The following is a 20550-nucleotide window of genomic DNA, read 5'->3' on the forward strand; positions in this document are numbered from 1 at the left end:
CTGCCTGGGCGAGAAACGAGCCTCGACTCAGCGCGCTTTCACGCCTCGATCTCCGCCGCCTCCGCCTTCAGCATCCTTTCCAGCGTTTCCAGCCGATCGGCCTCGCGCGGCGGCTTGTCCCAGCGCAAGCGGCTAATGCGGGGAAAACGCATGGCGACGCCGGATTTGTGTCGCGGCGAGCGCTGGAGCCCTTCGAAAGCGACCTCCAGCACCAGCCCCTTGTCCGGCTCGTGCACGACATGGCGGACGGGGCCGAATTTCTCGGTGGTGTTGCGGCGGACGAAGCGGTCGATCTGCAACAGCTCCTCGTCGGTGAAGCCGAAATAGGCTTTCCCGACCGGCACCAACTCGTCGCCGCCATCGCCTGCGGTCCAGACGCCAAACGTGTAGTCGGAATAATAAGACGAGCGCTTGCCATGACCGCGCTGCGCGTACATCAGCACGGCATCGATGATGTGCGGGTCGCGCTTCCACTTCCACCATTGTCCCTTCGGCCGCCCCGGCATATAGGGCGCATCGCGCCGCTTCAGCATCACGCCTTCGACCGCGTCCGCATCTTCGCCCGCACCGGCGCTGGCAGGATCGGCGCGCGCAGCGGTCAGCGCCTCCCAGCTTGCGAACGGGATGGTGGGCGACAGGTCGATGCGGGGATCGTCAAGCTTTGCGATGAAGGTCTCCAGCCGCTCACGCCGTTCCGCGAACGGCAGCTCGCGCAGATCGTTCTCGTCGTCGCCCAGCAAATCGTAGGCGCGCAAGTGGATCGGAAATTCCTTGATCAGCTTCGGCGAGACCACCTTGCGGTTCAGCCGCTGTTGCAGGACGTTGAAACTCTGCACGCGGCCCTCACGCAGGATCAGCAGCTCGCCGTCGATGGCGCCGGGCAAGCGCAGCGCCGGCACGAGGTCGGGAAAGCTTCCCGTGATGTCCTCGCCGGTGCGCGAGTAGAGCCGCGCCGTGATGTGGCCGCGATCATCGCGCCCTGCCACCGCCTGCACGCGGATGCCGTCCCATTTCCATTCGGCGATGTAATCGGCGGGATCGAGTGCGGCGAAATCCATGTCCTCGATCGCATGCGCCAACATCACGGGCCGAAACGGCGCCGGATCGCGATTGACGGGCTTTTCGGCGCGCCCCTCGAGCCACGCGAAGAGGTCGAGATACGGCGGGGCGAGCCCCGGCCAGATCAGCTCGATCTCGTGCGGATCCTTGTCGCCGAGCGCCGCTACCGCGGTCTTGGCAAGACGCGCGGAGATGCCGATGCGAAGCCCACCGGTGACGAGCTTCAGCAGCGCCCAGCGGCCGGTCTCATCGAGCTCGTCAAGCCAGCGTTCGAGTTGCCTTGGCAGCTCGGTCTTGCCGAGCGTTCGCAGTGTGGTGACGACTTCGGTGAGGGATGGGGGTGGCGGGCTGTTGTGGTTGCTTGGGTGAGAGGACACATTGGTATCGCGCCCGCGGTACCCCCCTTCCTGACCCTCCCCCACAAGGGGGGAGGGAACGGTGAGGCTCGTGTGTCCCTCACGCTTGGACTGTTTTGCGATGGTTACTGAAGCATCAGGTGATTGCGCAGTACTCCGCTGCGCTCCCTCCCCCCTCTCGTCCGTCGAAGCTCGAAGAGCGAAGGCGGATGTGGGGGAGGGCTGGGGAGAGGGGTAGCCCGGAAAGGATTCGTTATTACCATGCGCCTGCTTTGGCCACATCAGCGCCACCGTCTCCGAGAGATCGCCGACATAATCGTAGCTCAACCCGAACAGCACCGGGTCGGTGCGCGCGGCGATGAGATCGCGGATCAGGGCCGGCTTGGCGTGCTTGAAGCTCAGCGCGCCGGTCAGCGCGGCCAGCGCGTAGCCGCGGTCGGGATCGCCGACCTCGCGGAAATAGCCGGTGATCAGCCGCAGCTTGTTGTTGCGGCCGGGCTCGTAGGCGAGACGGTCCAGAAGCTCGGCGAAGCGGTTCATGCCTCCGCCTCGCCCTCAATTGGCGTCTCGCTCTCCTCCTCGTCGCCATAGCCGACGAGATCAAGCGGCCGCGCCTTCAAGCCCTTGCTTTGGCACCAATGCACCAGCGCGTCTTCCTGGCCGTGGGTGACCCAGATCTCGCCGGCACCTGTCGCACCGATCGTGGCGGTGAGGCCATCCCAGTCGGCATGGTCGGAGATCACCAGCGGCAGCTCGACGCCGCGCTGCCGCGCTCGGGCGCGCACGCGCATCCACCCGGAGGCGAAGGCGGTGAGAGGATCGGGGAAGCGCCGTGTCCAGAGATCGGATGTTGCCGACGGCGGTGCCAGCGTAATCGTGCCGGCGAGCGCCGCTTTCTTCACGCCTTTCGCGGGCCTGAGCTCGCCGAGTTCGATGCCGCGGATCTGATAGTAATGCGTGATCGTCTCCATCGCACCATGCAGGTAGATCGGCGCGTCGTAGCCGGCCTGGCGCAAGAGTGCGATCACGCGCTGGGCCTTGCCAAGCGAATAGGCGCCGACGAGATGCGCGCGCTCCGGAAAGAGGGCGACGGAGGCGAGCAACTTCTTCACCTCGTCGGCGGCATCGCCATGACGGAATACCGGCAGCCCGAAGGTCGCCTCGGTAATGAAAACGTCGCAGGGCACGAGCTCGAACGGCGTGCAGGTCGGATCGGGTGCGTCCTTGTAATCGCCGGAGGCGACGATGCAGGTGTCTTTGCAGCTCACCGCAATCTGCGCCGAGCCCAAGACGTGTCCGGCCGGGTGAAACTTGACGGTGACGTCGCCGAGCCGGATCTCCTCGCCATAGCGGATCGCTTGCGTCAAGCCGGCAAAATGCTCGCCATAGCGCAGCCGCATCATGTCCAGCGTTTCCTGCGTCGCCAGCACTGCGCCATGGCCGGCGCGGGCATGATCGGAATGGCCGTGGGTGATCACGGCCCGCTCAACCGGGCGCACGGGGTCGATATGGAAGCCGCCGGGCTTGCAGCACAGGCCGGCAGCAACTGGCAGCAGGATGTCTTGCGGGCGCATGGAGACGATATAGGAGGCAGGCGCCCCGAATTCACCTGTCATGCGCGGGCTTGCCGTCTCCGTTAGGCTTCGCCGGCCCGGCGGTGTAAAAAGCCCGCCGAAGCCAATGGGCGGAGGCTTGACCCGCGCATCCATGCACTTAAACAGTCGTTTTTTGATGGATTGCCGGGTCAGCCCGGCAGTGACGAGCCGAGTTCCTATGCCCCTGCGCCTGTTCCTGACCTCCGGCGATCTCATGGCCGACCGCCGCTTCGAGTTCGCGCGCGACCTCCAACTCAAGGGCGATCTGGCCGCGGCCGCGGACCTGCTGGAGCAGGCGATCGAGCTCGCGCCGAACTTCACCTCGGCCTGGTTCACCCTCGGCGAAGTCCGTCAGCAGCTCGGCGAGCGCGACAAGGCCATCGCGGCGTTTCGTGAAGCGCTCAGGTCCGATCCCGAGGATCAGCACGGCGCCGGCCTGCATCTGATGCGACTCGGTGATGCCGAGATGGCGGAGATGCCGAAGGCCTATGTGCAGGCCCTGTTCGATCAATATGCGCCGCGCTTCGAGCACACGCTGATCAACGATCTCGGGTACCGCGCCCCGAGCCTGATCTTCAAGGCGGTGCTGGCCTCACGCGCGGCCGCCAAGAAGCCCGCCTTCTTCAAGCGCACCATCGATCTCGGCTGCGGCACCGGGCTCGCGGCCGCCGCCTTCGCCAAGCAGGTCGATCATTTCGTCGGCATCGATCTGTCGCCCGGCATGATCAAGCAGGCGCGCGCCACCAATCTCTATGCCGAGCTCGAAGTCGCCGACATGATCGAAGGTCTGCGCGACAAGAGTGATGCGAGCGCGAACCTCGTGGTTGCCGCGGATGCCTTCGTCTATCTCTCTGATCTTGCGCCGGTGCTCACCGAGGCCAAGCGCGTGCTCGCAGCCGGCGGCGTGCTGGCCTTCACGCTGGAGACGCATGACGGCAGCGGCATCGTGCTCGGCGAAGGCCTGCGCTACGCCCATTCCGCGGAATATGTGCGCGCCGCCATCGCGAAAGCCGGGCTCAAGCTGCTGACACTGGAGCCGGCCTCGCCGCGCAACGAGAACAACGAGCCGGTGCGCGGCCTCGTCGCCGTTGCCGAGAAAACTTGAGTCTAGGCGCTAATCGCCTGGCAATTTGAGCGTCATTGCGTCGCAAAGCTGCGACTTCCCACTTGCGAGCCGTGCGGCGGTGCCAGCACAATGCGCGCACAGGGAGAAACAAACATGACCAAGAATCCATCGCGGCGCGACTTCAGCGCCGCCGCGCTCGCCACAATTGCCGCATCCACTTTGCCTGCGCCTTATGTCTGGGCCGCGGAGAAGAAATACGATGCGGGGGCCAGCGACACCGAGATCAAGATCGGGCAGACCGTGCCGCATTCCGGCCCCGGCTCGCTCTACGGCGTGCTCGGCCGCATTGGCGAGGCATATTTCCAGATGCTGAACGAGAAGGGCGGCATCAACGGGCGCAAGATCAAGTTCCTCACCATGGACGATGCCTACAGCGCCCCGAAATGCGTCGAGGCGACGCGGCGCCTGGTCGAGCAGGAGGAGGTGCTGGCGCTCTACGGCTCGCTCGGCACCGCACCGCAGACCGCCGTGCACAAATACCTGAACTCCAAGGGCGTGCCGCAGCTCCTGCTCAACACCGGGGCGTCGAAGTGGAATAACCCGAAAGAGTTCAAATGGACCATGGCGGGCCTGCCGCTCTACCCGACCGAGGCGCGCATACTGGCCCGGCACGTCGTCAGCGTGAAGCCGAACGCCAAGATCGGCATCCTCTACCAGAACGACGATTTCGGCCGCGACTTCCTGGGTCCCTTCAAGAAGGTGCTGGCCGATGCCGGCGGCACCGCGCAGGTGATCATGGAGCAGACCTACGATCTCACCGAGCCGACGGTCGATTCCCAGCTCATCAACCTCTCGAAGTCGGGCGCCGATGTCTTCTACAACATCTCCACCGGCAAGGCGTCGTCGCAGTCGATTCGGAAAGTAGCCGAGCTCGGCTGGAAACCGCTGCAGCTGCTGTCGGCCGGCTCGACCGGCCGCTCCATCCTCAGCGCCGCGGGCCTCGAGAACGCCACCGGCATCGTTGCCATCCGCTACAACAAGGAGGTCGGCCTGCCGAAATGGGAGAAGGACCCCGACGTGATGGCGTTCGAGGAGCTGCGCAAGAAATACACACCGGCGATCGATCCCGACAACACCATCGCCTTCGCCGGCTACGGCCAGGCGGTGACCATGGGCGAGATCCTGCGCCGCTGCGGCGACGAGCTCACCCGCGCCAACGTGCTGAAGCAGGCATCAAACCTCAACGGTTTCCACTCGCCCTATTTCCTCGACGGCGTCACCTACAGCTACACGCCCGAGAATTACACGCCAATGAAGACGCTGTTCATCTCGACGTTCACCGGCAAGGACTGGGACATCTCCGACAAGCCGATGTCGGAGTAGGGAAGCTCTTCCTTCTCCCCTTGCGGGAGAAGGTGGCGCGAAGCGCCGGATGAGGGGTTTTTATCCGCGCCTCCAAACGAGAGTTAGATTCGTGGGGAGAGACCCCTCATCCGTCTCGCCGTTGCGCGGCGATCCACCCTCTCCCACAAGGGGACAGGGACAGTGGCGTCGGCTATTCGGCCGCTTCAACCCCTCGACGAACCCGCGCGCACGGCTTACTTCTTATGCCGTGCCGCCCCGCATCCTCAAATCCCCGGCCGAGACGCCTGCGCTGCTGCCGGACCGCTTCAACGCGTGGTTCGCAGCCCGCGGCTGGTCGCCGCGCGCCCATCAATTGGCGCTCTTGGAGAAGGCACGCGAGGACCGCTCGGCGCTGCTGATCGCGCCGACCGGCGCCGGCAAGACGCTGGCGGGATTTCTGCCGACGCTGGTGGAGCTGTCTTCTGATGCAGCTCGGCGGGAGGCTAGCGCGAAGAAGAGCCTCGTCTCCACCGGACGCAGCCTGCAGCGCAGCGGCGGTCTCCACACGCTCTACATCTCGCCGCTGAAAGCGCTCGCCGTCGACATCGCGCGCAATCTGGAGCGGCCGATCGCCGAGATGGCGCTGCCGATCAAGGTCGAGACTCGCACCGGCGACACGCCGGTGTCGCGCCGGCAGCGGCAGCGGCGCTACCCGCCGGACGTTCTGCTGACCACGCCCGAGCAGCTTGCGCTGTTGCTGTCCTCCGACGACGCGCCATTCCTGTTCTCCTCCTTGAAGCGCATCGTGCTCGACGAGCTGCATGCGCTGGTGACGTCGAAGCGTGGCGATTTGCTCTCACTCGGGCTGGCGCGGCTATGGCGGCTGGCGCCGCAGCTGCGTGCGATCGGCCTGTCGGCGACCGTCGCCGAGCCGGAGCAGCTCGCGCGCTTCCTGGTGCCGCAGCCCGAAGGCAGGGAAGCTGCGGCCGACATCGTCATCGCCGGTGGCGCCGCGCCGCCTTTGGTCGAGATGCTGGATACGCGCGAGCGATTGCCCTGGGCCGGTCACAGCGCGCGCCACGCGCTCCCTGAGATCTACGAGCTGATCAAGGCGAACAAGACCACGCTGGTATTCGTCAACACCCGCAGCCAGGCCGAGATGCTGTTCCAGAATCTCTGGAGCATGAACGATGACGGCCTCGCCATCGCCCTGCATCACGGCTCGCTGGACGTCGCCCAGCGCCGCAAGGTCGAGGACGCGATGTCGACGGGCAGGCTGCGTGGCGTGGTCTGCACCTCCTCGCTCGACCTCGGCGTCGACTGGGGCGACGTCGATCTCGTCGTCAATATCGGCGCACCCAAGGGATCCTCGCGCCTGATGCAGCGCATCGGCCGCGCCAACCACCGCCTCGACGAAGCCTCGCGCGCGGTGCTGGTGCCCGCCAACCGCTTCGAGGTGCTGGAGTGCCGCGTCGCCATCGATGCCATCGCGGAGAATGCGCAGGACACGCCGCCGCTGCGCACGGGCGCGCTCGATGTGCTCGCCCAGCACGTGCTCGGCTGCGCCTGCGGCGAGCCGTTCCTCTCGCACGAGCTCTACGGCGAGGTTCGCACCGCCGCGCCCTACGCAAACCTGTCGCGGCAGGATTTCGACGACGTGGTCGATTTCGTCGCCTCCGGCGGCTATGCGCTGAAGACCTATGAGCGCTTCGCCCGTATCAAGCAGGACAAGGAAGGACGCTGGCGCGTCGCCAACCCAAAAGTGCGGCAGAGCTACCGCATGAATGTCGGCACTATCGTCGAGGACGACATGCTGAAGGTGCGGCTAGTGCGCTCGCGCGGCGGTGAAGGAAAAGCAGGCGGCTCGACCGGGGTGATCGCGCGCGGCGGCAGGCTGCTTGGCGAGATCGAGGAAGCCTTCATCGAGGGCTTGAGCCCCGGCGACACTTTCGTGTTCAGCGGCGAGGTGGTCCGCTACGAGACCCTGGTCGAGGACCAGGTCTATGTCTCGCGCGCGCATGACAAGGATCCGAAGGTGCCGTCCTATATGGGCGGCAAATTCCCGCTCTCGACCTATCTCGCCGAGCGCGTGCGCCGGCTGCTCGATGATGGGCGCGCATGGGGTGGCTTGCCCGAGCAGGTGCGCGATTGGCTGTCGCTGCAAAAGGATGTCTCCCGCGTGCCCGCGGTGCGCGAGCTCCTGGTCGAGAGCTTTCCACGCGCCAACAAGCATTATCTCGTCTGTTATCCGTTCGAGGGCCGTCTCGCGCACCAGACCCTCGGCATGCTGCTGACGCGTCGTCTCGAACGCGCCCGCGCCCGGCCGCTCGGCTTCGTTGCCAACGAATATGCGATCGCGGTCTGGGCGCTTGGCGATATGTCGTTCATGATCCGGGACGGCCGGATCGATCTCGATGCCCTGTTCGACCCCGACATGCTCGGCGACGATCTCGAAGCCTGGCTCGCCGAATCGGCGCTCATGAAGCGCACCTTCCGCAATTGCGCGATCATCTCCGGCCTGATCGCGCGACGCCATACCGGCGAAGAGAAAAGCCGGCGCCAGGTGCTGTTCTCCACCGATCTGGTCTACGACGTGCTGCGCAAGCACCAGGCCGATCACGTGCTCTTGCGCGCCGCCCGCGCCGATGCCGCCACCGGCCTGCTCGACCTGCGCCGTCTCAGCGACATGCTGATGCGTATTCAGGGCCGGATCACGCTTCGGGAACTCGACCGCGTTTCCCCGCTCGCCGTCCCCGTGATGCTGGAAATCGGCCGCGAGTCAGTTTATGGCGAAGCTGGCGACGAGCTGTTGGCGGAAGCCGCCGACGAGCTGGTCAAAGAGGCCATGGGATAAGAGCAGGTTCGGACGTGACGGCAGGCGCGCAGGTTTCAGGAGATGTCGAGGACATGCGCGTTTCGAAGGTTACCATCAGCGGTGTGACGTTCGCGGCCGACCTCGCCGGTGCATTGTTCTGGGAAGAGCAGCGCCTGCTCGTCGTCTCCGACCTGCATCTGGAAAAAGCCTCCAGCTTCGCCACCCGCGGCGTGCTGCTGCCGCCCTACGACACGCTGGCGACGCTAAGCCGCCTTGCTGCTGTCATCTCCCGCCATGATCCACGCATCGTCATCGCGCTCGGCGACAGCTTTCACGACCGCACCGCGCATGAGCGTTTGTCGGCGGAAGATCGCGACGCTGTCGCCGCACTCCAGACCGGCCGCGACTGGATCTGGATCTCGGGCAATCACGATCCCATGCTGCCGCGTGATCTCGGCGGCACCGCCGCCGACGAAGTCTTGGTTGGCCCGATCGCCTTCCGCCACGAGCCGACCGGCGCAAGCGGCGAGATTGCCGGCCATCTGCATCCGAAGGCCCGCGTTTCCACGCGCGGCCGCTCGATGGAGCGCCGCTGCTTTGCCAGTGACGGGATGCGGGCCGTGATGCCGGCCTTCGGCGCCTATACTGGCGGCCTCAGCATCCGCGATGCCGCCTTCGCAAAGGTCTTTCCGACCAACGGCTTTGTCGCCCATCTGCTCGGCGACCGCCGCGTCCACGCGATCGCCGCGTCGCGGTGTTATTAGGCCGCCTTCGCCTGCACATCATCGCAGAACTCGGCGAGCCGATCGGCCAGCCGCAGCGTTGCGGGGCTGGCGCCGGGCGCGGCCATCAATGCCACCTCCGTGCGGTTGATCGGCGCAAAGCCATCCTTGGCGGTCAGCACGCGGTGGTCGGACTGGATGGCCATCTCCGACAGGATGCTCAGCCCCATGCCGGCGGCGACCGCGGCCTGGATGCCGGCGAGACTGGATGACGTGTAGGCGGTGTGCCAGGCGCGGCCCGCGCTTTCCAGCGCGTGAATGGCGCCGGCGCGATAGATGCAGCCGAGCGGAAACCCGATCAGCGGCACCGAGGGCACGTTGACGTCGACCGGATGGCTCTTGCTGGTGACCCAGTGCACCCGCTCGGGCCACACCGCGATGGCGTCCTTCGCGCCGGCCTCGCGCTTGTACAGCGCAAGATCGAGTTCGCCGCGTTCGAGATCACGGGCCAGATGCTTGCTCTGGTCGGCGCGGACGTCGAGCCGCAGGCGCGGATGCGAGCGCGAGAACGCACCGAGCAGTTTCGCCAGTCGGTATGCCGCGAAATCCTCGGGAATGCCGAGCCGGATCGCGCCTTCGCCCTCGGGCTGGCGCAGCACGTCGCGCGCCTCCTCGGCCAGCGAGAGCAGCCGCCGCGCATAGGACAGCAGCCGCTCGCCGGCCTCTGTGGGGCGGACATCTTTGCCGTCGCGGTGCAGCAGCGCCTGGCCGACGTCCTCCTCCAGCCGCTTGATCTGCTGGCTCACGGTCGACTGCGTGCGGTGAACGCGCTCGCCGGCGCGGGTGAAGCCGCCGGCCTCGATCACCGAGACGAAGCTGCGCAGCAGCTCGAGATCGAGCATCGCCGCCTCCATTCGAAAATCCACTGAATGGAAGTTAATCATTTAATTTCCAAATGGCAAGCTGCCTTCCTAGATCGAGGGCTCAGGAGAATGTCATGTCGCTCGCCCCATCGATCGCCGTCCCCCGCAGCCGTTTCAATCCGCTGCCGCTCTATATCGGCCTGTTCTGCCTGCTCTGGAGCTACGCCTTCATCGCCGGCAAGATCGGCGTCACCTATTGCCCGCCACTGATCCTGCTCGCCGCGCGCTTCTCGCTGGCCGGCGTTCTGATCCTGGGCGCGACCTGGATTCGAGGCGACGGCTGGTCCCTGTCCTGGCGCGACGCCGCGATCTTCGCCGTGCTCGGCATCGCCAACAACGCCCTCTATCTCGGGCTCGGCTATACCGGCCTGCAATCGGTCTCCGCGGGCCTCGGCGGGCTGATCGTCTCGGCCAATCCGGTGTTCACGGCTGCGCTTGCGGCGCTGCTGCTCGGCGAAGGCACGACCTGGCGCAAGGCGGCGGGCCTGCTGCTCGGCGTCATCGGTGTCACCTTCATCGTGTGGCACCGTTTGTCGGTCGGCACCGACAGCCTGCACGGCATCCTGTTCACGCTGGCCTCACTGGCCTCGATCGTAGCCGGCACCATCCTGTTCAAGCTGCTGGCGCCGAAGGGCTCGTTGTGGATCGGCAACGGCATCCAGAATCTCGCCGCCGGCATCGTGCTGGCGCCGGTCGCGCTCACCTTCGCCGACGTTCACGCGATCGTGGTCACCCCGAGCCTGATCGGCGCCTTTGCCTTCCTCGTGCTCGGCGGCTCGATCCTCGCCTACCTGCTCTGGTTTCATCTCCTGAAAGTGTGTGGCGCCACCGCCGCCAGCGCCTATCATTTCCTGATGCCGCCACTGGGCATGCTGTTCGCGTTTCTCGTGCTCGGCGAGCATGTCGAGGCCCGCGATTTGCTCGGGATCATTCCAGTCGCGCTCGGTATCTATCTGGTGACGCGTCCGGCAAAGCTCGTCTCGTAACAGGAGTTCATCATGCCCGTTTCCATCACCCTGATCGGCGGCCCCACTGCGCTGATCGAGATCGACGGCTTTCGCCTGCTCACCGACCCCACCTTCGACGCGCCCGGTGCCTATCAACTGCCGCATGTGAAGCTGGAGAAGACGATCGGACCTGCCGTCAGGCCTGACGCAATCGGTCCGATCGACGCCGTGTTGCTGAGCCACGATCAGCACTCCGACAATCTCGACAATTCCGGCCGGGAGCTTCTCGGCAAGGTCAAGCGCGTGCTGACGACCGAAGCCGGCGCAAAGCGCCTCGGCGGCCATGTCGAGGGCCTTGCGCCCTGGAGCGCCGCGCATCTCAGGGACGGCGACGGCAATGCGCTGACCATCACCGCGACGCCCGCGCGCCATGGCCCGGCCGGCATCGAGCCCTTGTCCGGCGACGTCATCGGCTTCGTGGTGTCGTCGAGCCGGAAGGACACGCGGCCGGTCTATATCAGCGGCGACACCACCTGGTTCGACGGCGTCGCCGAAGTCGCGCGCCGCTTCAAATGCGGTGTGGTGCTGCCCTTCGCAGGCGCGGCGCAAACGCGCGGGCCGTTCCATCTCACCATGGACACCAACGACACCATCGAGACCGCGCGTGCCTTTCCCGATGCGACGATCGTGCCGCTGCACACCGAAGGCTGGGCTCATTTCCGCCAGAGCAGCGAGGATCTGCGCAAGACCTTCGACGTGCTCGGCTTCGGGACGCGCTTGCGCCTGCTGGAGCCAGGCGTGCCGACGGTGATCGAGGCGCCGTGATGTCGCCACGTCGTCATTGCGAGGAGCCCTTGCGACGAAGCAATCCAGAATCCCTCCGCGACGGCAATCTGGATTGCTTCGCTTCGCTCGCAATGACGGAGTGTGTGGCTCAATCCTTCCGAAACACGATCGACGCCATCCAGCCCGTCATCAGCGCCATCGCTGCGGTGGCGAGGCCATAGAGAAGCCCATGTTGTCGCGCGCTGGTGGCGACGAACTGCTCCAAGCCGACCTTGACGATCTCGAACGCGGTCTCGGTCTTGCCGATGAACGCACCGCTCGCAAACAGCTTGATCTCCACCTCATAAGTGCCGATCGGCACCTCTGCCGGCAGCGGAATGCCGGTGCGGAACAGCGTCGGCGTCAGGAACGTCACCGCGCTCGCATCCTCCCGATAGAGCCCGTCCTGGGTGCGCAGGCGGATGAAGGCGGAGCGGAACGCATCGTTCGGCACCACGTCGGCATAGTCGCCGCTGACCCGCTGGGTCAGCAGCACGTTGTTGAGCCCGATCTGCTGCCGCCGCGCGATCTCGGGCGAGGTGATCACATCGAAGGGACGGTTGGCGAACAGCGCCAGATAGCTCGGCACCTCCAGGAATTGCCGGTAGTCGGTGTTGATCCAGATGCCGAAGGTGCGCTCCTTGCGCCGCGTCACCATGTCGGCGCGCGGGCCCAGCACGGTGACGACGAGATCGTAACTCGTGCGATCGGCCGGGGTCGTCGCATCCTTTTCGATCGAGCCGAACAGCACCAGCTCCTCGCCTGAATAATTCGGCGTCACGGTGACGCGGTGGTTGGAGACCGACACGATCAGCCGCTCGGCGCGCGCGCCGCCGACGAGCAGCAGGACGAGAAGCACTGCGACAAGCGCGCGCGTCATCCGCTCACTCCCAGCTCACGGATGGTGAAGAGGTCCGCAGGTTGGATCACCAGCTCGATCGCGAAGCGGATGCCGACCGAGAGGATCAAAAGGCCGAGCAGCAGCCGCAGCTGCTCGCCGCGGATCTTTTGGCCGGCGCGGGCGCCGAACTGCGCGCCTGTGACGCCGCCGACCATCAGGATCAGCGCCAGCACGGCGTCGACGAGGTGATTGGTCACCGCGTGCAGCATGGTCGCGAACAGCATCGTGACCAGGGTGAGGACCATCGAGGTGCCGATCACGGTCGAGGTCGGCACCCGCAACAGATAGATCATGATCGGCACCAGGATGAAGCCGCCGCCGATGCCCATGATGGCGCCGATGAAGCCGATCATGATGCCGACGACCACGACGGGAATCACCGAGAGGTAGATCTTCGAGCGCTTGAACCGCATCTTCAGCGGCAGGCCGTGGATCCAGTTGTGCGCGCGGCGCGGCGGCACCGCGCCGCGCCGGGTCCGCATAAGGGCGCGCAGGCCCTCGGAGAACATCAGGCTGCCGACGGTGCTGAGCAGCACGACGTAAGAGAGCGCGATCATCAAGTCGAGCTGGCCGAGCGCACGGAGCCGGGTGAAGGTCCAAACGCCGAGCGCCGTTCCGGTCACGCCGCCGCAGAGCAGGACGCTCGCAAGTGCCGGATCAATCGCGCGCCGCCGCCAATAGGACAGTGCGCCGGAAAAGGAGGAGGCCGCGATGTGGCTCGCGACCGAGGCGACCGCGACCGCCGGCGTGATGCCGATGAAGATCAGCAGCGGCGTCATCAGGAAGCCGCCACCGATCCCGAACATGCCGGACACGAAGCCGACCGCGGCGCCCATGGCGAGCACCAGGAAGACGTTGACCGGAAGATCGGCGATCGGAAGGTAGAGCTGCATTGAACCACGCGCCGGCGGGACAGATCGATTGCCGCGGAATGCTCGCGGGAAGGTCGGAACGATTGCCCCGCCCCTCCATAGCGGAATTCGCTGTCGGGAGGGATCGGGAAATTTGCGCGTGGTGAATGCGCGCAACAGCGGCATCCAAGCTCTTTCTCCTCACCCTGAGGAACCTGCGCAGCAGGCGTCTCGAAGGGCGAGGTCCGGATTTAGAGCCGGGCCTGCATGGTTCGAGACGCGCGCAAGAGCGCGCTCCTCACCATGAGGGGAAAGAGCTTAATGCGCCGCCGACGCCGACTTCTTGGTCGCGACCGGCTTCGGCGCCGGCTTGGCGCTCGCCTGCGGCGCGCTATCCCAGCCGCCGGCGGGCGTCGCGACATTGACGGCATCGTCGGGCTGCGGTTCGGCGCTGAAGGTCTGGATTGCGAGCTTGGCGGCGGCGAGCGATTGCGGGTCGAGACGTTTGGCGACGTCGTCGCGCTTGCCGGCCGCATCTGCGTCGCCCTGAGCGGCGGCCAGGCTGAACCATTTGTAGGATTCGGCGAGGTTCTGTTCGACGCCGATGCCGCGGGCATAGAGAATGCCGAGGTTGAACTGGCTGTCGGCAACGCCGCGGTCGGCCGCTTTGCGGAACCACAGCGCCGCGCTCTTGTAATTGGCGCCACGTCCGCCGCCATCGGCATCTAGCACCGCGAGATTGTGCATCGCCTTGGCGTTGCCGCGCTCGGCGGCCTGCGTGTAGTAGCGGCGGGCGATATCGGCGTCCTTCTTCACGCCAAGGCCCTTCTCGTAGAGCGTGCCGAGGCGGAAGGTCGCGGGCACCACGCCGGCCTGCGCCGCGCGGTCGTACCATTTGGCGGCTTCGTCGTAGTTCGCAGCCACGCCCTTTCCTTCCGCAAAGCGCACGCCGATCTCGTAGGCCGCGGTCGCATCGCCCTTCATCGCGGCGGTGCGCAGGCCCGGGCCGCCGATGCCGTCGGGCAGCTTCTCGCTCGGCGGCACCTGGATGAGGCCGAGCTTGCCGCGGCTCGTGCCCGACAGCGCGCCGGTGACGTCGCTGGAGACAGGCGGGGCCGCGGGAGGGACCGGCGGGATTTCGACCGAGGCCGAGCTGCCCGGATTGGCGGCGGGAGCCGGCGCGGCATTGTTCTGGGATTGTCGTCCGATCGGCGTCGGCGAGGTCATCGACGGTGTGACCTGTTCGGGCGTAGCGGGCTTGGTCTCGACCGGGGGCGGCGGGGCCAGCGGTGTGGGCTGGCCCGACGAATTCTCCATCGTTTGCGGCGCCGGCGGCGCGCTGCCGCCTTCGAGCAGGCCCATCGCCATCTTGAAGGTGCCGAGCACGATCACGACAACGCTCGCGCCGACCAGCAGCGAGCGGATCTTCGACGTGATGGTCGAGCCGCCGTCCTTGTCCTTGGAGCGATCGGCCCCCGCCTTGGCGGCGCGGCCGGTCTTTTCCGGCTGCGCGGCGGCGGCCTGGGCGGCGCGGCGCGCGGCGGCGATGAAGCTGGACGACGACACCGGCTCTTTCGGAGCGGTGGGAATTCCGCTGATTGCGCTCTCGGAGGCGGCGATGCGCTCCGACGGCGTGGCGACGCGTCCACCCGGCCGTGTGCCCGGCTCGAGCGGATGATCCGGCGGCAATTCCGGCGCGAGTGCAGCGCGCGCGGGCACGGTGTGCGGCTCCAGGATTTCGCTGATCGCACGCGGCGGAACGGGCGGTGCCGACGGCACCGGCGGCGGCGCGGCATGGAATTCGCGCGGCGCGGCGGCGAAGGCGGCCTGCGCTGCCTGCGCTGCGGCGGGGTTCGGCAGCTCCGGCTTCGGATCGTATTTCGGCTGCTGCGGCGGCCGCGGCTCGCGCGCCATCGGAGCGGGCTCCATCGGAGCGGCCTCCATCGGAGCGGCCATAGGCATCAGCGGTGCCGGCGGCGCGGTGCGCACGGCGCGCAGATCGCCCTCGATCATGGAGAGGCGGTCGACGACATGACCGAGCGTGTTGTGAACGGCTTCGAGCGAATCCTGCGTATTCCGGTTGGTCTCGGCCTGGCTGAAGCGGATGTCGGAGAGCTCGCGCTTGACGAGATCGACCACGCCGGAATCGGGCGGCGGCGAATTGCGGCTCTCGGCCAGCGCGGAATAGGTCGCCTGCTGCCGCTCCAGGTGCCTCAGGATGTCGTGCAGCCCGTCCTCGACGCGGCTCAGGTTGCCGCTGCGTGGATCGGAGGCGGCCTCGATCCGCTCCAGCAGATAGGAGACACGCTGCTCGAGATGGGCGAAGGTCGAGGCCGAGTCGTTGCCGACCTGCATGCGATCGAAGCGGTCCGACAGCGCACGGATCGCAGCTTCCAGATGCTCGGTGCTCTCGGACGGCTGCGCCCGCTCGCGGGTTTCCAGCGCCGCGGTGAGCGCCGCGATGCGCTGCTCCAGCACCGCAAAGCTGTCGCTCGGGCCGGTGGCGCGGGTGATCTGGTCGACCTTGGAGGACAGCAGCTGCACGTCTTCGGACAGACGCGCCAGCGCTTCGTTGGAGGCGACGTTGGAGACGATGCTGCGCAACGCCGAGATCGCGTCTTCGAGCTGGCGCACTGTCGAGGGATCGTCATTGGCGCGCAGGATCAGATCGAGCTTGGCGCCGAGATTGCGGATCGCCTCGTCATAGCCGGTGAGCTGCTCGGCCGGCGTCAGCGTGCGCAGCACCTGCTTGATGTCGGATAGCGCGCGCTCGATGCCTGACAGGACCTGGCCGTCGGTGCCGTTGGAGCGGGTCTCGTCGATGCGACGGTGCAGCGAGCGGATCTCGTTCTCGATCGATTCGATCGCGCGCCGCGGCATCGCCTCGGTGATGGCGTGACGGATCTCGGCAAGCTCGCTGCGGAAGGCGGTGACCGCCTGCTCGGTATTGTCAGGGCGCTGGAGCGACTCGATCTGGCTCGTGATCTTGAGCAGATGGCGCTCGAGCGAGGAGAAATCCGGCCCCGACGGTTGGGGCGGCGGCGCGTAGGCGGGGGCGGGTGGCGCCGCCATCGGCGCGATCGGCAGCGCGGCGCGCGGCGGCATCGGCCGCGGTGCAAAGCCGTCGAGCTCGCTTTGCCGCGCCGTGATCTCGGCGACCGCGACGTCGAACGACGCCGGGCTCAGGGGAGGCGAGCTGCGATAGATCTGGGCTGCCGCGCGCTCGACCGCATCGGCCTGGCGCTGGCGCGTCTCGACCGGTGACGGTGGCGGCCGCTGGGTCTGAGGCTGCTGCTGCGGCTTCGAGATTTGCGAGAGCCGTGCATCGAGCCGCGAGATCGCATCATTGAGCTGGCGCGCGACGCCCTGCTCGCGCGAGATGTCCTGCCGCGAAGGGTCCTGGCGCTGGGTGGGCTTTGAAATCCGTTCGATCTGCTGGGTGATCGCGTCGAGCCGCTGGTGGATGTCGGCGACTTCGCGGCTTTCCTGGCTCGGTCCGTGCGCCTGGCTCGGTCCTTGCGGAATGTGCTGCGAACGCTGCTCGTAAGGTGCGCGAAAGTTCGGCGCGGCAGTCTCGCCGAGCGTGGAGTTCAGCCAATCGTTGAGTGACATGCCGGCTCTGCGCGCAGCAGCTTCGGCCCGCTCCCGGACGGATGGATCGATGCCGTCAACACTCCACGATACGCGCGAATTCATGACTCTGTCCGGTTCCGACTCCGGCGCCCCACCCGGCGCCTCCAGCCTCCCCTCGCGTGCCGGTTGCAAACACAACCGAATTTGGCGCGGGTCGTCTGCCTCGAAAACCGACTTTTTCCTGTTACGGTAAATAACGGGTTAAGGAATGCGGCACCGCTGTCTTAAAGTTGGGCGGGGGAGCTCAGCCACGAACGAGGTGCGCTCCCTCCCCCGCTTGCGGGGGAGGGCTGGGGAGAGGGTGCTTCAACAACGAAGACTCCCAAAGAGGAGAAAGCCCTCACCCGGCGCTACGCGCCGACCTCTCCCGCAAGCTTGCGGGAGAGGTGACCGGCACTGCCTATGCGTCTCAGCCCTTCGCCCGCTTCCCCTCCTCCAGCGGCACTACGCTGGCCTTGCCGCTCATTGCCGACAGCGCGTCCAGCGCCTCCTCGCAGAAATCGGCCACCATCTGCTCGTGCCGGGCGCCGAGCTGAAGCAGGAGCAGATTGCCGAGGTCGAGCCGGCCTTCCGCCGTTCCCTCCGGAAAACGCTTCTTCAGGATGCGCTCGTAATTGGCGTGGCGGTCGCGGTGATGCTCCAGGCGGGCCATCAGATCAGTGCGTATGGGCTCGATGTCGATGCTGTCGAGCGCATGCAGCCGCACCAGGAGGTCGTCCTTGATCGAGGGCGGCGTGCTGGGCCGCGCGGCCCAGTGCCGCAGTGCTGTTCGGCCCTCGGGAGTAAGCGTATAGATCAGTTTATTGGGCTTGCCAGACTGCACGACCTCGCGGCCCTGGATGTAGCCGCGGTCGCGCAGCTTGGAGAGTTCGCGGTAGATCTGCTGGTGGTCGGCCTTCCAGAAGAAGCCGATCGATGAATCGAACGTCTTGGCGAGCTCGTAGCCCGTCATCGGACGTTCCGTCAGGCAAGCGAGGATTGCGTCGCCCAGTGCCATGACCGGCCTCCCTTCGCGAATTTGACCGACTTACTTGACTTTATGCGCATCGGCGCATATGCGTCAATGTGCATATGAGGCAGCTTGCGCACGGGGCTAAAGACCCCGACGGAAAATCCAGCGGAATCAACCTCCTCGCTACTGTGCATGGGGTTGTTTTTGTCCTTTTTGCCCTTGCCCTTAGGGAGGCACCCGAGAATGACCGGTCTCGATTCCTGGTACGCCTACATGAAGTCTCACGACCGCGCCGCGCTCTGGGACCTTCTGCACCCGGATGCCGTGTTCGAAAGCCCCGTCGTGCATTCGCCGCAGCGCGGGCGCGACATCACCTTCAAATACCTCTCCAGCGCCGAGAAGGTGCTCGGCGGCCCGGGCTTCACCTATGTCGGTGAATGGCGCAGCGACACTGGCGCCGTGCTCGAATTCAAGAACGTCATCGACGGCATCGAGATCAACGGTGTCGACATCATCAGTTTCGACAGCGACGGACGCATTACCCGTTTCAAGGTGATGGTGCGTCCGCTCAAGGCGATCAACATGCTGCACCGCCTGATGGCGGAGCAGTTGGCCGCCCAATCATGACACTGCCCTGAGGTTGCGGAAGCCGCTAAGCTCGCGACTGCGCCGCAGGGACTTCACGAGAATTCCACCACTTCAAGGCTCAACCAAGTCGAGGCCCGTGCCGGGAGAACGCCATGCCGATCTATAAAGCCCCCGTCGACGATGTGAACTTCCTGCTCAACGACGTCTTCCAGATCGATCGCTACGACAATCTGCCGGGCTTCTCGGATGCGTCCAGCGACGTGCGCGAGGCGATCCTCGGCGAGGCCGCCAAGCTCGCTGAAGAGGTGCTCCAGCCGCTCAACCGTATCGGCGATCTCGAAGGCTGCAAGCGTGCCGATGACGGCAGCGTCACCACGCCGAAGGGGTTCAAGGAGGCGTTCAAGCAGGTCGCCGAGGGCGGCTGGCTTGGTCTGTCGGCGCCGACCGAATATGGCGGGCAGGGGCTGCCGGTGACGCTCTCCCAGGCGATCAATGAATTCCAGATCTCCGCCAACATGGCGTTCTCGATGTATGGCGGCCTCACCATGGGCGCGACCGCGGCATTGCTGGTGCACGGCACGCCCGAGCAGAAGCAGACCTACGTGCCGAAGATGGTCGCCGGCGAATGGACCGGCACCATGAACCTGACCGAGCCGCATTGTGGCACCGATCTCGGCATGCTCCGCACCAAGGCGGTGCGCCAGGCCGACGGCAGCTTCAAGATATCAGGCACCAAGATCTTCATCTCGGCCGGCGAGCATGACCTCGCCTCCAACATCATCCACCTCGTGCTCGCCCGCATCGAGGGCGCGCCCGCCGGCATCAAGGGCGTGTCGCTGTTCGTGGTGCCGAAATTCCTGGTCAACGCCGATGGTTCGGTCGGGCAGCGCAATAGCGTCGTCTGCGGCTCAATCGAGCACAAGATGGGCATCCACGGCAATTCCACCTGCGTGATGAACTACGACAACGCCACCGGCTGGCTGATCGGCGAAGAGAACAAGGGTATGCAGGGCATGTTCGTGATGATGAACGAGGCTCGCCTCGGCGTCGCCGTGCAGGGCCTCGCGCAATCCGAGGTCGCCTATCAGAACGCGGTTGCCTATGCCCGCGAGCGCATCCAGGGCCGCGCGCTGACAGGCGCCAAGGCCCCGGACAAGCCGGCCGATCCGATCATCGTTCATCCCGACGTGCGCCGCACGCTGCTCTCGATCCGCGCCTTCAACGAGGCCGCGCGCGCCTTCGTGATCTGGACCGCGCTGAAGAGCGACGTCGCGCATCGCTCGGAGGATCCCAGGGACCGCCAGGCCGCCGACGACCACATGGGCCTGATGACGCCGGTGCTGAAGGGCTTCCTTACCGATTACGGCTTTGCCAATGCGGTGCACGCGCAGCAGATGTATGGCGGCCACGGCTACATCGCCGAGCAGGGCATGGAGCAGTTCGTGCGCGATGCCCGCATCGCGATGATTTATGAAGGTGCCAACGGCATCCAGGCGCTCGACCTCGTCGGCCGCAAGCTGCCGCGGGACGGCGGCCGCGCCATTATGGCCTTCTTCGGCGAGGTCATGGCCTTCGCCAAGGAGAACGGCGGCGACGAGGCGCTAAAACCGTTCATCGCTCCGCTCTCGACCTCACTCGGCCATCTCCAGCAGGCCACCACCTGGCTGATGCAGAACGCGATGGCGAAGCCGGACAATGCCGGCGCCGCCGCAACCGATTACCTGCATCTCTTCGGCTTCGTCGCGCTCGGCTACATGTGGGCGAAGATGGCGAAGGTGACGCTAGGGAAGATTGCCGAGAGCGGGGCCACGCCCTATCTCTCGACCAAGCTCGTCACCGGCCGCTTCTTCATGGAGCGGATGCTGCCGGAGACCGCGGCCAATCTCGCGCGCATCCAGGCCGGCTGCGCCACCATCATGGAACTGCCGGCGGAAGCGTTCTGACCTGCTTCCGCCGCCTGCTCCCAATCGTTG

General features: G+C 66.1%; 15 protein-coding genes. 8 read left to right on the top strand and 7 right to left on the bottom strand.

Annotated features, from left to right (window positions below):
- Window positions 1-38: 38 nt before the first annotated feature.
- A complete protein-coding gene (locus tag IVA92_RS07045; RefSeq protein WP_247281788.1) occupies window positions 39-1955 on the bottom strand; it encodes a cisplatin damage response ATP-dependent DNA ligase in 1917 nt (638 codons plus the stop codon).
- Window positions 1952-2989 carry a ligase-associated DNA damage response exonuclease gene (locus tag IVA92_RS07050; RefSeq protein WP_247282046.1) on the bottom strand — a complete coding sequence of 346 codons (1038 nt, stop codon included), beginning with the start codon at window positions 2987-2989 and terminating at the stop codon, window positions 1952-1954. The genes IVA92_RS07045 and IVA92_RS07050 overlap by 4 nt, the downstream gene beginning before the upstream one ends.
- A gap of 199 nt (window positions 2990-3188) precedes the next feature.
- On the opposite strand from IVA92_RS07050, the gene IVA92_RS07055 reads away from it, so the two are divergent.
- The 4 genes from IVA92_RS07055 (at window position 3189) to pdeM (ending at window position 8999) form a co-directional block, all read left to right on the top strand.
- On the top strand, window positions 3189-4115 hold the full coding sequence (locus IVA92_RS07055) for a methyltransferase domain-containing protein (RefSeq protein WP_247281787.1): 927 nt from the start codon (window positions 3189-3191) through the stop codon (window positions 4113-4115).
- Between the two features lie 114 nt (window positions 4116-4229).
- Complete coding sequence (locus tag IVA92_RS07060; protein WP_247281786.1) at window positions 4230-5459, top strand: ABC transporter substrate-binding protein; 1230 nt, start codon at window positions 4230-4232, stop codon at window positions 5457-5459.
- A gap of 229 nt (window positions 5460-5688) precedes the next feature.
- Window positions 5689-8274 (top strand): ligase-associated DNA damage response DEXH box helicase, encoded by a 2586-nt coding sequence (locus tag IVA92_RS07065; protein WP_247281785.1) that lies wholly within the window; start codon window positions 5689-5691, stop codon window positions 8272-8274.
- A 53-nt stretch (window positions 8275-8327) separates the two neighbouring features.
- Window positions 8328-8999 carry a ligase-associated DNA damage response endonuclease PdeM gene (gene pdeM / locus IVA92_RS07070; RefSeq protein ID WP_247281784.1) on the top strand — a complete coding sequence of 224 codons (672 nt, stop codon included), beginning with the start codon at window positions 8328-8330 and terminating at the stop codon, window positions 8997-8999.
- On the opposite strand, the gene IVA92_RS07075 is transcribed toward pdeM, so the two are convergent.
- Complete coding sequence (locus tag IVA92_RS07075) at window positions 8996-9859, bottom strand: LysR substrate-binding domain-containing protein (RefSeq protein WP_247281783.1); 864 nt, start codon at window positions 9857-9859, stop codon at window positions 8996-8998. The genes pdeM and IVA92_RS07075 overlap by 4 nt on opposite strands.
- Before the next feature lie 95 nt (window positions 9860-9954).
- Here IVA92_RS07075 and IVA92_RS07080 point away from each other — a divergent pair, with 95 nt between their 5' ends.
- The gene (locus IVA92_RS07080) at window positions 9955-10866 is read left to right on the top strand and encodes a DMT family transporter (RefSeq protein ID WP_247281782.1); all 912 of its coding nucleotides are present in this window, start codon (window positions 9955-9957) and stop codon (window positions 10864-10866) included.
- 12 nt (window positions 10867-10878) lie between these two features.
- Window positions 10879-11652: an MBL fold metallo-hydrolase gene (locus tag IVA92_RS07085; protein WP_247281781.1), complete on the top strand. Its 774-nt coding sequence runs from the start codon at window positions 10879-10881 to the stop codon at window positions 11650-11652.
- A 109-nt stretch (window positions 11653-11761) separates the two neighbouring features.
- On the opposite strand, the gene IVA92_RS07090 is transcribed toward IVA92_RS07085, so the two are convergent.
- The 4 genes from IVA92_RS07090 to IVA92_RS07105 form a co-directional block, all read right to left on the bottom strand.
- Window positions 11762-12532, bottom strand: a complete 771-nt coding sequence (locus IVA92_RS07090) for a TIGR02186 family protein (protein WP_247281780.1) — start codon at window positions 12530-12532, stop codon at window positions 11762-11764.
- Window positions 12529-13446, bottom strand: a complete 918-nt coding sequence (locus IVA92_RS07095; protein ID WP_247281779.1) for a sulfite exporter TauE/SafE family protein — start codon at window positions 13444-13446, stop codon at window positions 12529-12531. Before IVA92_RS07095 ends, IVA92_RS07090 begins: the two co-directional genes overlap by 4 nt.
- A 276-nt stretch (window positions 13447-13722) precedes the next feature.
- On the bottom strand, window positions 13723-17100 hold the full coding sequence (locus IVA92_RS07100; RefSeq protein WP_247281778.1) for a tetratricopeptide repeat protein: 3378 nt from the start codon (window positions 17098-17100) through the stop codon (window positions 13723-13725).
- A 346-nt stretch (window positions 17101-17446) separates the two neighbouring features.
- Window positions 17447-18034, bottom strand: a complete 588-nt coding sequence (locus tag IVA92_RS07105; protein ID WP_247281777.1) for a PadR family transcriptional regulator — start codon at window positions 18032-18034, stop codon at window positions 17447-17449.
- 198 nt (window positions 18035-18232) lie between these two features.
- Between IVA92_RS07105 and IVA92_RS07110 the strand changes: the two genes are divergently transcribed.
- Both IVA92_RS07110 and IVA92_RS07115 read left to right on the top strand, forming a co-directional pair.
- Window positions 18233-18616 carry a nuclear transport factor 2 family protein gene (locus IVA92_RS07110; protein ID WP_247281776.1) on the top strand — a complete coding sequence of 128 codons (384 nt, stop codon included), beginning with the start codon at window positions 18233-18235 and terminating at the stop codon, window positions 18614-18616.
- 113 nt (window positions 18617-18729) lie between these two features.
- Window positions 18730-20520 carry an acyl-CoA dehydrogenase C-terminal domain-containing protein gene (locus IVA92_RS07115; protein ID WP_247281775.1) on the top strand — a complete coding sequence of 597 codons (1791 nt, stop codon included), beginning with the start codon at window positions 18730-18732 and terminating at the stop codon, window positions 20518-20520.
- The last annotated feature ends 30 nt before the right edge of the window (window positions 20521-20550 follow it).

The organism is Bradyrhizobium sp. 154, assembly GCF_023073875.1.
Lineage (GTDB): Bacteria > Pseudomonadota > Alphaproteobacteria > Rhizobiales > Xanthobacteraceae > Bradyrhizobium.

What these genes read in the sequence shown, in the direction of transcription:
- IVA92_RS07060 (WP_247281786.1), top strand. Translation starts at nt 4,230, where the DNA reads ATGACCAAGAATCCATCGCGGCGCGACTTCAGCGCCGCCGCGCTCGCC.
- IVA92_RS07080 (WP_247281782.1), top strand. Translation starts at nt 9,955, where the DNA reads ATGTCGCTCGCCCCATCGATCGCCGTCCCCCGCAGCCGTTTCAATCCG.
- IVA92_RS07110 (WP_247281776.1), top strand. Translation starts at nt 18,233, where the DNA reads ATGACCGGTCTCGATTCCTGGTACGCCTACATGAAGTCTCACGACCGC.
- pdeM (WP_247281784.1), top strand. Translation starts at nt 8,328, where the DNA reads ATGCGCGTTTCGAAGGTTACCATCAGCGGTGTGACGTTCGCGGCCGAC.
- IVA92_RS07105 (WP_247281777.1), bottom strand. Translation starts at nt 18,034, where the DNA reads ATGGCACTGGGCGACGCAATCCTCGCTTGCCTGACGGAACGTCCGATG.
- IVA92_RS07075 (WP_247281783.1), bottom strand. Translation starts at nt 9,859, where the DNA reads ATGCTCGATCTCGAGCTGCTGCGCAGCTTCGTCTCGGTGATCGAGGCC.
- IVA92_RS07100 (WP_247281778.1), bottom strand. Translation starts at nt 17,100, where the DNA reads ATGAATTCGCGCGTATCGTGGAGTGTTGACGGCATCGATCCATCCGTC.
- IVA92_RS07045 (WP_247281788.1), bottom strand. Translation starts at nt 1,955, where the DNA reads ATGAACCGCTTCGCCGAGCTTCTGGACCGTCTCGCCTACGAGCCCGGC.
- IVA92_RS07095 (WP_247281779.1), bottom strand. Translation starts at nt 13,446, where the DNA reads ATGCAGCTCTACCTTCCGATCGCCGATCTTCCGGTCAACGTCTTCCTG.
- IVA92_RS07085 (WP_247281781.1), top strand. Translation starts at nt 10,879, where the DNA reads ATGCCCGTTTCCATCACCCTGATCGGCGGCCCCACTGCGCTGATCGAG.
- IVA92_RS07090 (WP_247281780.1), bottom strand. Translation starts at nt 12,532, where the DNA reads ATGACGCGCGCGCTTGTCGCAGTGCTTCTCGTCCTGCTGCTCGTCGGC.
- IVA92_RS07115 (WP_247281775.1), top strand. Translation starts at nt 18,730, where the DNA reads ATGCCGATCTATAAAGCCCCCGTCGACGATGTGAACTTCCTGCTCAAC.
- IVA92_RS07050 (WP_247282046.1), bottom strand. Translation starts at nt 2,989, where the DNA reads ATGCGCCCGCAAGACATCCTGCTGCCAGTTGCTGCCGGCCTGTGCTGC.
- IVA92_RS07055 (WP_247281787.1), top strand. Translation starts at nt 3,189, where the DNA reads ATGCCCCTGCGCCTGTTCCTGACCTCCGGCGATCTCATGGCCGACCGC.